This window comes from Pseudomonas sp. LBUM920 (assembly GCF_003852315.1).
In the GTDB taxonomy this organism is placed as follows: domain Bacteria; phylum Pseudomonadota; class Gammaproteobacteria; order Pseudomonadales; family Pseudomonadaceae; genus Aquipseudomonas.
This window is the reverse complement of sequence record NZ_CP027762.1, coordinates 4,389,740-4,402,228: the sequence shown is the minus strand read 5'-3', so window position 1 is coordinate 4,402,228 and position 12,489 is coordinate 4,389,740. Positions and strand designations below refer to the sequence as shown.

At 60.5% G+C, this 12,489-nt stretch carries 11 protein-coding genes and 4 tRNA genes; 12 read left to right on the top strand and 3 right to left on the bottom strand.

The features are described from left to right. The first annotated feature begins 22 nt into the window (after window positions 1-22). From accD to C4J83_RS20275, 10 genes are all read left to right on the top strand, one after another. Complete coding sequence (gene accD, locus C4J83_RS20320; RefSeq protein ID WP_106576687.1) at window positions 23-943, top strand: acetyl-CoA carboxylase, carboxyltransferase subunit beta; 921 nt, start codon at window positions 23-25, stop codon at window positions 941-943. Continuing rightward, window positions 940-2,247 carry a bifunctional tetrahydrofolate synthase/dihydrofolate synthase gene (gene folC, locus C4J83_RS20315; RefSeq protein ID WP_124418039.1) on the top strand — a complete coding sequence of 436 codons (1,308 nt, stop codon included), beginning with the start codon at window positions 940-942 and terminating at the stop codon, window positions 2,245-2,247. The genes accD and folC overlap by 4 nt, the downstream gene beginning before the upstream one ends. Next, the gene (locus tag C4J83_RS20310; RefSeq protein WP_124418038.1) at window positions 2,231-2,902 is read left to right on the top strand and encodes an SPOR domain-containing protein; all 672 of its coding nucleotides are present in this window, start codon (window positions 2,231-2,233) and stop codon (window positions 2,900-2,902) included. The genes folC and C4J83_RS20310 overlap by 17 nt, the downstream gene beginning before the upstream one ends. Before the next feature lie 254 nt (window positions 2,903-3,156). Continuing rightward, window positions 3,157-3,714: a CvpA family protein gene (locus C4J83_RS20305; RefSeq protein WP_003192538.1), complete on the top strand. Its 558-nt coding sequence runs from the start codon at window positions 3,157-3,159 to the stop codon at window positions 3,712-3,714. Between the two features lie 41 nt (window positions 3,715-3,755). Next, window positions 3,756-5,261, top strand: a complete 1,506-nt coding sequence (gene purF, locus C4J83_RS20300) for an amidophosphoribosyltransferase (RefSeq protein WP_058426877.1) — start codon at window positions 3,756-3,758, stop codon at window positions 5,259-5,261. A gap of 65 nt (window positions 5,262-5,326) precedes the next feature. Next, window positions 5,327-6,538: an O-succinylhomoserine sulfhydrylase gene (locus C4J83_RS20295; RefSeq protein WP_099583998.1), complete on the top strand. Its 1,212-nt coding sequence runs from the start codon at window positions 5,327-5,329 to the stop codon at window positions 6,536-6,538. Window positions 6,539-6,549: 11 nt separating this feature from the next. Continuing rightward, window positions 6,550-7,314, top strand: coding sequence for an SDR family oxidoreductase (locus tag C4J83_RS20290; RefSeq protein WP_106576690.1), 765 nt, complete (start codon window positions 6,550-6,552; stop codon window positions 7,312-7,314). Between the two features lie 107 nt (window positions 7,315-7,421). Next, window positions 7,422-7,497, top strand: a tRNA-Val gene (locus tag C4J83_RS20285). Between the two features lie 55 nt (window positions 7,498-7,552). Then, window positions 7,553-7,629, top strand: a tRNA-Asp gene (locus C4J83_RS20280). Window positions 7,630-7,734: 105 nt separating this feature from the next. Beyond that, window positions 7,735-7,811, top strand: a tRNA-Asp gene (locus C4J83_RS20275). 158 nt (window positions 7,812-7,969) lie between these two features. Here the strand turns inward: C4J83_RS20275 and C4J83_RS20270 are convergent. Next, window positions 7,970-9,253, bottom strand: coding sequence for an NAD(P)/FAD-dependent oxidoreductase (locus tag C4J83_RS20270; protein WP_106576691.1), 1,284 nt, complete (start codon window positions 9,251-9,253; stop codon window positions 7,970-7,972). A gap of 184 nt (window positions 9,254-9,437) precedes the next feature. Between C4J83_RS20270 and C4J83_RS20265 the strand changes: the two genes are divergently transcribed. Next, window positions 9,438-9,514: transfer RNA gene (locus C4J83_RS20265), tRNA-Val, on the top strand. 294 nt (window positions 9,515-9,808) lie between these two features. Further along, a complete protein-coding gene (locus tag C4J83_RS20260; RefSeq protein WP_164487953.1) occupies window positions 9,809-10,834 on the top strand; it encodes an acyltransferase in 1,026 nt (341 codons plus the stop codon). A 68-nt stretch (window positions 10,835-10,902) separates the two neighbouring features. On the opposite strand, the gene C4J83_RS20255 is transcribed toward C4J83_RS20260, so the two are convergent. After that, window positions 10,903-11,100 (bottom strand): hypothetical protein, encoded by a 198-nt coding sequence (locus C4J83_RS20255; RefSeq protein WP_124418036.1) that lies wholly within the window; start codon window positions 11,098-11,100, stop codon window positions 10,903-10,905. Then, the gene (locus tag C4J83_RS20250; protein ID WP_124418899.1) at window positions 11,097-12,452 is read right to left on the bottom strand and encodes an MFS transporter; all 1,356 of its coding nucleotides are present in this window, start codon (window positions 12,450-12,452) and stop codon (window positions 11,097-11,099) included. The genes C4J83_RS20255 and C4J83_RS20250 overlap by 4 nt, the downstream gene beginning before the upstream one ends. Window positions 12,453-12,489: the final 37 nt, after the last annotated feature.

Genomic DNA, 12,489 nt, shown 5'->3' with positions numbered 1-12,489 from the left:
ACCGGTACTGGAGAAAGAAAGCATGAGCAACTGGTTAGTAGACAAACTGATCCCTTCGATCATGCGTTCCGAGGTGAAGAAAAGCTCGGTTCCTGAAGGTCTGTGGCACAAGTGCCCATCCTGCGACGCGGTGCTGTATCGCCCGGAGCTGGAAAAGACCCTGGACGTTTGCCCCAAGTGCAACCACCACATGCGTATCGGCGCCCGCGCCCGCATCGACATTTTCCTCGACGCCGATGGCCGTGCCGAGCTGGGCGCTGACCTGGAGCCGGTTGACCGTCTCAAGTTCCGCGATGGCAAAAAGTACAAGGATCGCCTCACCGCCGCGCAAAAGCAGACCGGTGAAAAGGACGCGCTGATTTCCGTCAGCGGCAAGTTGCTGGGCATGCCCGTGGTGGTGTCGGCGTTTGAGTTTTCCTTCATGGGCGGTTCCATGGGTGCCATCGTCGGTGAGCGTTTCGTACGTGCCGCCAACTACGCGCTGGAAAACCGTTGCCCGATGATCTGCTTCGCCGCCTCCGGTGGCGCGCGCATGCAGGAAGCGCTGATTTCCCTGATGCAAATGGCCAAGACCTCTGCGGTATTGGCGCGTCTGCGTGAAGAAGGCATTCCGTTCATCTCCGTGCTGACTGACCCGGTCTATGGCGGCGTTTCCGCCAGCCTGGCGATGCTGGGTGACGTGATTGTCGGCGAACCCAAGGCCCTGATCGGCTTTGCCGGCCCGCGCGTGATCGAGCAGACCGTTCGTGAAAAACTGCCGGAAGGTTTCCAGCGCAGCGAGTTCCTGCTGGAGCACGGCGCGATTGACATGATCATCGCCCGTGGCGAGCTGCGTCCACGCCTGGGTAACCTGCTGGCGCAAATGATGGGCCTGCCGACGCCTGTGTACGTCGCGCCTAAAGTCGAACCGATCGTTGTACCGCCGGTGCCTGCAAACCTATGACCCAACGTACCCTTGGCGAATGGCTCGCCTACCTTGAGCAGTTGCATCCGTCAGCCATCGACATGGGCCTGGAGCGCTCGCAACAGGTAGCGGCCCGCCTCGGGTTGGGCCGGCCGGCACCGCGCGTGATCACGGTGACCGGCACCAACGGCAAAGGCTCAACCTGTGCCTTTGTCGCGGCGCTGCTGCAAGCCCAAGGGCTGAAAGTTGGCGTCTACAATTCTCCGCACCTGCTGCGTTACAACGAGCGGGTGCAGCTCAATGGCGTCGAAGCCACTGATGAGCAGCTCTGTGAAGCCTTTGCCGCACTGGATACCGGGCGCGGCGAAATTTCCCTGACCTACTTCGAAATGGGCACCCTGGCGGCGTTCTGGCTGTTTGAGCGTGCGCAATTGGATGTGGTTGTTCTCGAAGTCGGCCTGGGTGGGCGTCTGGATACCGTCAACGTGGTGGATGCCGACATGGCGCTGGTCACCAGCATTGGCGTGGACCATGCCGACTACCTGGGCAATACCCGCGAGTCGGTGGCCTATGAAAAGGCCGGGATCTTCCGCCAGGGCAAGCCTGCGCTGTGTGGTGATCTGGACCCGCCGCAACCCTTGCTCGACAAGGTGCGCGAGTTGGATTGTCCGTTTTACCTGCGCGGCCGCGAATTCAATCTCGACATCGGTGCTCAACATTGGCAATGGCGTGGGCGTGATGCGCGCGGGCAGGCGGTAGAGCTGCATGATCTGCCGCTGCTGAACCTGCCGATGGAAAACGCTGCGCTGGCGCTGCAGGCATACTTGCTGCTGGATCTGCCGTGGCATGCCGAGCAAATTGCCGCGACATTGCTGGCCACTCGGGTGGTCGGGCGCCTGGATCGTCGCACCTTCGAGTGGGAGGGCAAGCGCCTGAACCTGCTGCTGGATGTGGGGCATAACCCGCATGCCGCCGAGTACCTGGCGCAACGCCTGTCGCGTACGCCACCGGTGGGTCGCCGCCTGGCGGTATTCGGGCTGTTGGCTGACAAAGACCTGGGCGGCGTGGTTGCGCCGTTGCTGGGCGATGTGCAGGCTTGGGCGGTGGCGCCGCTGGATACGCCGCGCAGTCGGCCGGCCGCCGAATTGGAAACGGCCTTGCAGAACCTTGGTGCGCCAGTGGCGTCGTATGCAAGCGTCACCGCCGCGCTTGAAGCGCAGTGTGCGGTGGCAACGGCCGAGGACGAGATTCTGTTGTTCGGATCATTTTATTGTGTTGCCGAGGCGCTAGAGTGGTTGGCCCGGCGCTCCACGGAGGAAGCTGCACATGGCATTACTGGATAGCGCATACAAGCAGCGAATGGTTGGAGCCCTGGTGTTGGTGGCGTTGGCGGTGATTTTTCTGCCGATGCTGTTTTCGCGTCAGGATGAGCAGCGCCAGGTAGTCGTTGAGGCGCCGGCTGCGCCCCAGGCGCCGACGGTGCCGCAAGTTCAGGTCGAGCCGGTGGTGGTGCCCGAGCCGCAGGCGTTGCCTGAGGAGCCTGTGCCGAGTGATGCGGATGTGGCTGCGCAGCAGGCGCCGAGCATGCCGGTGCAGCCGAGTGTGCCGGTGGTCAAGCCCGCACCTGCACCTGCGCCGGCAGCGCCTGTGGTTGCCGCCAAACCGGCCGCGCCGGCACCAGCGCCCAAGCCGGTTGCGCCGCAACCTGCCGCGCCGGGCAAGCCGGACGTCGGTCAAAGCCGTATCGATCCCAATGGCCTGCCGATCACTTGGTCGATCCAGCTCGCCAGCCTGGCCAATCGCGAGAGCGCCGAAGCCTTGCAGAAAAAGCTGCGCGCTCAGGGCTACAACGCTTATATCCGCAGTGCCGATGGCAAGAATCGCGTGTTTATCGGGCCGCTGATCGAGCGCGCTGAGGCCGATCGTCTGCGCGACTTGCTGGGTCGCCAGCAGAACCTGAATGGTTTTGTGGTGCGTTTTCAGCCTGAGCGCGGCTGATTTCACCCCTGTTTCAGCTTGGAATGCACTCAATGTGGGAGGGGGCTTGCCCTCGATGGCGGTAGGTCAGTCAGCCTCTCTGATAATGACCCATCGTTATCGGGGGCAAGCCCCCTCCCACATTGTATTGGGTGGTCCTGAGGGGGGCTTCGCCCTACTCAACCCATTGATTTGCAAAGCACCCGCAATCACAGCTTACCGACAGCCCGGCGCTCTGCTAAAATGCGCCGCCTTATCCGTACGTAGGCTGCACTGTGCCATTTACCTGGGTTGATTGGGCGATCGTTGCAATCGTCGCCATCTCCGCTTTGATCAGTCTAAGCCGCGGCTTCGTAAAAGAAGCACTGTCGTTGCTGACCTGGATCATCGCAGGAGTCGTAGCCTGGATGTTCGGTGGTTCATTGTCGGTTTATCTGGCCGGTTACATCGAGACACCTTCGGCTCGCGTCATCGCGGGCTGCGCCATCATGTTCATCGCCACGCTGCTGGTGGGGGCAATGGTCAATTATCTTATTGGCGAGTTGATACGTGTCACCGGCCTCTCCGGGACCGATCGATTTCTCGGCATGGCCTTCGGTGCTGCGCGTGGCGCGTTGCTGGTGGTCGTGGCGGTCGGGCTGTTGAGCCTGGGGCCGGTACAGCAGGATTCGTGGTGGCAGGAGTCGGTACTCGTGCCAAAATTTCTATTGGTTGCAGATTGGTCCAAGAACCTCATTCTGGGGTGGAGCAGTCAGTGGCTGGCCAGCGGAATCAGCGTACCCGCTGATCTTCCGTTCAAGGAACACCTCTTGCCGGCCAAAACGCCTCAGTAAGCAGTGTTCAGTCAAGATTCATTAAGTAGGGGTTGCGTCGCATGTGTGGCATCGTCGGTATCGTCGGTAAGTCGAACGTGAATCAGGCGCTGTATGACGCGCTAACCGTCCTCCAGCACCGCGGCCAGGACGCTGCCGGTATTGTGACCAGCCACGACGGCCGGTTATTCCTGCGCAAGGACAATGGCCTGGTGCGTGACGTGTTCCATCAACGTCACATGCAGCGCCTCGTCGGGCACATGGGCATTGGCCATGTGCGTTACCCGACTGCGGGCAGCTCGACCTCGGCCGAAGCTCAACCGTTTTACGTCAACTCGCCTTACGGCATTACCCTGGCGCACAACGGTAACCTGACCAACGTTGAACAACTGGCCAAGGAGATTTACGAATCTGACCTGCGCCACGTCAACACCAGTTCCGATTCGGAAGTGCTGCTCAACGTGTTCGCCCACGAGCTGGCCCAGCGCGGCAAGCTGCAGCCAACCGAAGAAGACGTGTTCGCCGCCGTGACTGACGTGCACAACCGTTGCGTCGGTGGTTACGCGGTCGTGGCCATGGTCACCGGTTACGGCATCGTCGGTTTCCGCGACCCGCACGGCATCCGCCCGATCGTGTTCGGCCAGCGCCACACCGACGAAGGCGTCGAGTACATGATCGCCTCCGAAAGCGTGTCCCTGGACGTGCTCGGCTTTACCCTGATCCGCGACCTGGCCCCGGGCGAAGCGGTGTACATCACCGAAGACGGCAAGCTGCACACCCGTCAGTGCGCCGTGGCGCCGAAACTCACCCCGTGCATCTTCGAACACGTCTACCTGGCGCGTCCGGATTCGATCATCGACGGCGTTTCGGTGTACAAGGCGCGTCTGCGCATGGGCGAGAAGCTGGCCGAGAAAATCCTGCGCGAGCGTCCTGAGCACGACATCGACGTGGTAATCCCGATTCCGGACACCAGCCGTACCGCTGCGCTGGAGCTGGCCAACCATTTGGGCGTCAAGTTCCGCGAAGGCTTCGTCAAGAACCGCTACATCGGCCGTACCTTCATCATGCCGGGCCAGGCGGCGCGCAAGAAGTCGGTCCGCCAGAAGCTCAACGCCATCGAGCTGGAGTTTCGCGGCAAGAACGTGATGCTGGTGGACGACTCCATCGTACGTGGCACCACCTGCAAGCAGATTATTCAGATGGCCCGTGAAGCGGGCGCCAAGAACGTGTACTTCTGCTCCGCTGCGCCTGCTGTGCGGTACCCGAACGTGTACGGTATCGACATGCCGAGCGCCCACGAGCTGATTGCCCACAACCGTTCTACCCAGGACGTGGCCGACCTGATCGGCGCCGACTGGCTGATCTACCAGGACCTGCCGGACCTGATCGAAGCGGTTGGCGGCGGCAAGATCAAGATCGAGCAGTTCGATTGCGCCGTGTTCGACGGCAAGTACGTGACCGGCGATGTCGACGAGGCCTACCTGAACAAGATCGAGCAGGCGCGCAACGACTCGTCGAAGATCAAGACCCAGGCGGTCAGCGCGATCATCGATCTGTACAACAACTGAGTAGACACCGGCCCTGAGGGGTCGGTTTTGTATCTTAAATAAAGAATTGAGTAAGGAGTCGCAGCATGAGTCAGGAATGGGATGCCGGTCGGTTGGACAGCGACCTCGATGGCGTAGCTTTCGATACCCTGGCTGTGCGCGCCGGCCAGCACCGCACCCCGGAAGGTGAGCACGGTGACCCGATGTTCTTCACCTCCAGCTATGTGTTCCGCACTGCCGCCGACGCTGCCGCGCGTTTCGCCGGTGAAGTGCCGGGCAACGTTTACTCGCGCTACACCAACCCGACCGTCCGGGCGTTCGAGGAGCGTATTGCGGCTCTCGAAGGCGCTGAGCAGGCGGTGGCCACGGCGACCGGCATGGCGGCCATCCTCGCCGTGGTGATGAGCTTGTGCAGCGCTGGCGACCATGTATTGGTATCACGCAGTGTGTTCGGTTCGACCATCAGCCTGTTCGAGAAGTACTTCAAGCGCTTCGGTATTGAAGTGGACTACGTACCGCTGGCAGACCTGTCCGGTTGGGACGCGGCGATCAAGGCCAACACCAAATTGCTGTTCGTCGAGTCGCCGTCCAACCCGCTGGCCGAGTTGGTCGACATCGCCGCATTGTCCGAAGTGGCGCACGCCAAAGGCGCGATGCTGGTGGTCGACAACTGCTTCTGCACGCCTGCATTGCAGCAGCCGTTGAAGCTGGGCGCAGACATCGTCGTGCATTCGGCCACTAAGTTCATCGACGGCCAGGGCCGTTGCATGGGCGGCGTGGTGGCTGGGCGTGGCGAGCAGATGAAAGAAGTGGTGGGTTTCTTGCGCACCGCCGGCCCGACCCTGAGCCCGTTCAACGCCTGGATCTTCCTCAAGGGCCTGGAGACCCTCAGTTTGCGCATGAAGGCCCATTGCGCCAATGCCCAGGCCCTGGCCGAGTGGCTGGAGCAGCAGGATGGCATCGAGAAAGTGCATTACGCTGGCCTCAAGAGCCACCCGCAACACGAATTGGCTCAACGCCAGCAGCGTGGTTTCGGCGCCGTCGTCAGCTTCGAAGTGAAGGGCGGCAAAGAGGGCGCCTGGCGCTTTATCGACGCCACTCGCTTGATTTCCATCACCGCCAACCTGGGCGACAGCAAGACCACGATCACGCACCCGAGCACCACCTCCCATGGTCGCCTGGCGCCGCAAGAGCGCGAAGCGGCCGGCATCCGCGACAGCCTGATCCGCATCGCGGTGGGCCTGGAAGATGTGGCCGACTTGCAGGCTGACCTGGCCCGCGGGCTGGCGGCCTTGTGATCGAGTGGTCCATGGATGCTGCGGCGGTCGGTAACGGCCGCGTCGCACTGGTGACCGGCGCGGCGCGGGGCATTGGTCTCGGGATCGCGGCGTGGCTGATCAGCGAAGGCTGGCAAGTGGTGTTGACCGACCTGGACCGCGAGCGTGGCTCCAAGGTGTCCAAGGTGCTGGGCGACAATGCCTGGTTTATTACCATGGACGTCGCCGACGAAAAACAAGTGGCCCAAGGTGTCGCAGAAGTACTGGGGCAGTTCGGGCGGCTGGACGCGTTGGTGTGTAACGCGGCGGTGGCCGACCCGCGCAATATCACCCTGGAAAGCCTCGACCTGGCGTATTGGAACCGCGTGCTTGCGGTGAACCTCAGTGGGCCGATGCTGTTGGCCAAGCACTGCGCGCCGTATCTGCGTGCCCATGGCGGTGCCATCGTCAACCTGGCATCGACCCGGGCGCGTCAGTCGGAGCCGGACACCGAGGCCTATGCGGCGAGCAAAGGCGGCCTGCTGGCCCTGACGCATGCCTTGGCCATGAGCCTGGGGCCGGAGGTGCGGGTCAATGCCGTCAGCCCCGGCTGGATCGATGCGCGTGATCCGGCGGCCCGGCGTGCCGAGCCGTTGACGGATGCCGACCATGCCCAGCATCCGGCGGGCAGGGTGGGTACGGTGGAAGACGTGGCGGCGATGGTGGCGTGGTTACTGTCGCGCCAGGCGGGGTTTGTCACCGGGCAAGAGTTTGTGGTGGACGGTGGCATGAGCAAGAAGATGATTTACAGCGAGTAGGGCAGATAGCCGTCTTGAAGCAATTTTGTCTTTTTCAGAAAAACTTCAAGCAGGCTATTGACTTAGGTCCGCTACCTGCGTAAATTTCGCGGCCTCAACGAAGCAAAGGGTGATTAGCTCAGCTGGGAGAGCATCTGCCTTACAAGCAGAGGGTCGGCGGTTCGATCCCGTCATCACCCACCACTTCTTGAGAGTTTTGCCTTAGGGCAAGACGCAACGTTAAAGGTTGCACCGACGCGCAGCGGTAGTTCAGTCGGTTAGAATACCGGCCTGTCACGCCGGGGGTCGCGGGTTCGAGTCCCGTCCGCTGCGCCATATTTTCCAGGTTCGACATGTCGAGCTTGAGATTGAACAGCCCAGGCTGATCGATCAGATGTTTAAAGACGGTTGAGGGTTTACGCTCAGCCGGTCAAGCGATACGCAGCGGTAGTTCAGTCGGTTAGAATACCGGCCTGTCACGCCGGGGGTCGCGGGTTCGAGTCCCGTCCGCTGCGCCATATCTGCCTCAAGGCCCACTGAACGCCTTGAAGCACAAAGAAAGCCCTTGGCTGACTTTGATCCGATAGCAAAGACCCTGGTCGAGAGACCGGGGTTTTTTGTTTCTGCGATTTGGCTTTCGGCTGCAAGAGCCGGCAAGCCGGCTCCCACTGTGTGGTCAGAACCCCAGTTTGTCCCGCAACCCGTAATACCAGGCGCCCAGCGCCGCAAATGGCGTGCGCAGCAGTTGCCCGCCCGGGAACGGGTAGTGCGGCAGGTCGGCAAACGCATCAAAACGCTCCGCCTGACCTCTGAGTGCCTCCGCCAGCACCTTGCCTGCCAGGTGCGTGTACGTCACGCCATGGCCGCTGCAGCCTTGTGAGTAATAGATGTTGTCGCCCAGGCGACCCACCTGCGGCAAGCGCGACAAGGTCAGCAGGAAATTGCCGGTCCAGGCGTAATCGATTTTCACGTCCTTGAGCTGCGGGAAGGCCTTGAGCATCTTCGGGCGGATGATCGCTTCGATGTTGGCCGGGTCACGTGCGCCATACACCACGCCGCCGCCGAAGATCAGGCGCTTGTCGCGGGTGAGACGGTAGTAGTCGAGCAGGTAGTTGCAGTCTTCGACGCAATAATCCTGCGGCAGCAGCGTCTTGGCCAGTTCATCACCCAGTGGGGCTGTGGTGATGACCTGTGTGCCGCAAGGCATCGATTTGGCCGCCAGCTCCGGCACCAGGTTCCCCAGGTAGGCGTTGCCCGCGACGATGATGAACTTGGCCCTGACCTTGCCTTCGGCGGTGTGCACCACCGGGTTCGCGCCGCGCTCGATGCGCACCGCAGCCGATTGCTCGTAGATCGTGCCGCCCAGGGATTCAACAGCCGCCGCTTCGCCCAGCGCGAGGTTGAGTGGGTGAATGTGCCCGCCGCTCATGTCGAGCAGGCCGCCGACGTAGTTGTCACAGGCCACTACTTCGCGGATACGGCGTTCGTCCAGCAACTCAAGTTGCGTATGCCCGTAGCGTTCCCACAAGCGTTTCTGCGATTCCAGGTGGCCCATGTGCTTGCTGTTGAGGGCGGCGAACACGCCGCCATCCTTCAGGTCGCACTGGATCTGATATTTGGCCACGCGCTCGCGAATGATCCTGCCGCCCTCAAACGCCATCTGCCCCAGCAGCTGCGCTTGCTTGGGGCCGACGCTGCGCTCGATCACATCGATGTCGCGGCTGTAGCTGTTGACGATTTGCCCGCCGTTACGGCCCGACGCACCAAACCCCACCTTGGCGGCTTCCAGCACGGTGACGCGAAAACCGTTTTCCAGCAGAAACAGCGCGCTGGAAAGGCCGGTGTAGCCGGCGCCAATCACACACACATCGGTTTCGACGTCACCTTGCAGTACCGGGCGAGGCGGAACCGCATTCGCGGACGCGGCGTAATACGACTGGGGGTAAGGGGTGTTCGCCATCCTGGAACCTCTGTTTTATATTTTTTACGAGTGCGCCGATCCTACCTGAGTTGAAAATTGCCTGCCAGCCACCCGAAAATCACCGGTGCACCCGGCGCAAATAAATAATTCGCATATTCATAGGGTTAGCTGCAAAAAAGATGTTGACACCCCTCCGGAATTACGTAGAATGCCGCCTCACAGCAGGCACGTAGCTCAGTTGGTTAGAGCACCACCTTGACATGGTGGGGGTCGTTGGTTCGAGTCCAATCGCGCCTACCAAACAAAATCCGCTCTGCTGGGCGGTCTAGAAGGGCTCACCGAAAGGTGGGCCCTTTTTTGTTGCCTGCGATTTACCAATGCCCCGTCCGGTGCCCGCCTTCTTGTTCAAATTGCCCTGAGTGCATCGGTACTGATCACATGCTGCGTCGACGTGGTTGAGGTTTACTCAAAATAGCCTATACCGGTGTGGGCGCGTTCGAGTGAGCGGCGTCGTGCTATTCTCGCGCGCACAAAAACAGACGGATTTGATCACGCTGCCAGCGAATGTGGCGTGACAGGGGCGCGAAAAGAACAATGAGAAAAGAACTGAGTGCTGGACTGGATTTCACCCGCATCATCGCTTGCTTCATGGTCGTTGTTCTTCATGTTTCCGCCACCGGGGTTGCAGCGTTCGGTCATGACTGGGCTTATTTCAATACGTATGACTCCCTCGTCCGGTCGTGTGTGCCGCTCTTCTTGATGTTGTCGGGTGCGCTGTTGCTTGGCAGAGAGGAAGGGGTAAAGGCGTTTTATACAAAGCGCTTTATCAGGATCTTCCCGCCGCTGATCTTCTGGTCGGTATTCTATGTGCTGTGGAAGACGCGGTTGACGGGTGATTACAGCGGGTTAAGTGCCTCGATGGTTTCGGTGTTCAAGGGCCCTGCTTATTTTCACCTGTGGTACTTATATGCGCTGGTCGGGATCTATCTGTTTATTCCGTTCATGGCCAAGATCTACCGACATTCCACCGACGCGGAAAAACTCATCTATTTATCCATCTGGTTTGTTGTTGCCAGCGTTATTCCGTTGGTGACTTATTTTTATCCGGGTGTTGGCGATCTGGCCTCTGTATACGGGCTGTCGTCGTTTGCAGGGTTAAGCGGATTCGTGTTTCTCGGGGCTTACGTGTTTGATCGAATACAGACGCAGCAAGCGCCCACCGTGTTTGTGGATGCCGCAGGATTTCTGATTTGTGCGGTGTGCACAGCGTTGGCCACGTATGGGTTGTCGTTGCGCGACGGCGCGCCCAATCAACTGTTTTTCTCTTACCTTTCGCCTTTTGTCGTGGTCGGCTCTATTTTCGGCTTTCGCCTGTTTGTTGAACTAGGCGCGCGCCTGGCCCGACATGCCAAGGTCTTGAATGTTCTGGCGGGCTCAACCCTGGGTGTGTACTGCTTGCATATCTTTGTGATGAATAGACTGAGCATCGTCTATGGGCCTTTGATCGAAGGGCATTCGATGCTCTGGATAATTCCCGCGCTGGTCTTCTCTGTCTTCCTTATTACACTTGTGCCGATATTCATTGCGCGGCTGTTCACGCCCTTGAGGCATATTATTTAAGATTTTCAGCGCGAATGCGGCCCCCGCGCGGTTATGCGCAGCGGAGGTTGAAAGGCATTACTGATGGGTCAGCAGAACAGCGTGGCAACCGACAACAGGCAGATGATTTGAACAACCATCTGGCAGCGTATTTCACCATTTGTTGTCGTCATATTCATTTGTCCGGCATACATAGCGGCTACCTCTTGGTCGGCAATACTGCCGTGAGCGGTGCGCAAAACGCGCCACCGCTCAATGGAGTATAGGTCTGGAACAGGATTCTTCACGGTCCCGTCGTTTTGGCGCGATTCAGCACGCTTTCCCCGGCGCCCACCGGTAAACGATACACGTCAATCAATCCCACGAGCCCAAGCAGCGCCACGCCCACGAAGGCCACCCGAAAGTCCCCGACGGCCGCGTGCACGGCGTGCCCTTGCACGGCCATCGACGCCCGTAGCAACAGCGCCGCCATGGAAACCCCCAGACCCATCGCCAGCTGGAACGCCATGCTGAACAGCGCCGACGCCTCGCTCATCCGCGCCTTGGGGACGTCGGCGAAGCCGATTGAGTTGTAGCAAGTAAATTGCATCGACCGTGACAGCCCACCCACGAACAGCACGGCCGCCATCAGCGGCAACGGCGTTTGCACCGTGAACAAGGCGCAGGCGGCAACCAATGCGACGCCAATGGCGCCATTGACCAGCAGCACCGGGCGAAACCCGAAGCGTTGCATGATTGGCGTCGTGAAGGGTTTCATTGCCAGGTTGCCGGCAAACACCGCCAGCACCAGCAAGCCGGCATCCACCGGAGAAAGGCCGAAACCCACTTGAAACAACAAGGGCAGCAGAAAGGGCAGGGCGCTGATGGCGAGACGGAACAGCGACCCGCCAAGAATACTCACGCGAAAGGTGCCGATGGACAGGGTCTGAAGCGGTAATAACGGTTCAGCATGCTGGCGGCAATGACGCACGGCCCATGCCGCGAGCAACGTGCCCGTGGCCACCAGTACAAAACCCGGGATCAGCGTTTCGCTGGTCTGGTTGCCCAGCCATTCCAGCCCGCCAAGCACTGCCACGCACGCACCGGCCAGCAGCACAAAGCCTTTGGCGTCAAATCGCCGTACGCTGGCCTCGCGCCCCTTGGGCACCAGCCACAAAGCGGCAACCAGGGCCAGTATCCCCAGAGGCAGATTCACGTAAAAAATCCACGGCCACGTTGCGTGGGTCACGATCAAACCACCCACCACCGGCCCTAGAATCGGCGCGACCAGCCCAGGCCAGGTGATCACCGCAATCATGTTCACCAAGTCTTTTTTGTCGGTATTGCGCAGCACCGCCAGGCGCCCCACCGGCACCATCAGCGCACCGCCCACGCCTTGCAGCACGCGGGCGATCACGAACATCTCAAGGCTCTGGCTCAACCCGCAAAGCAGCGAAGCCAGGGTGAAGATGATGATCGCAGCGGCGAACACCCGACGTGCGCCAAAACGGTCGGCGATCCAACTGGACAACGGGATGAAGATCGCCACGGCAAGAATGTACGCGGTGATGCCGATATTCATGTCGACCGCCGTGACCCCGAACGCCGACGCCATGGTGGGCAAGGCGGTGGCGATGACGGTGGCATCGAGGTTCTCCATGAAAAAGGTCACGGCGACCACCAGGGCGATCAAACGG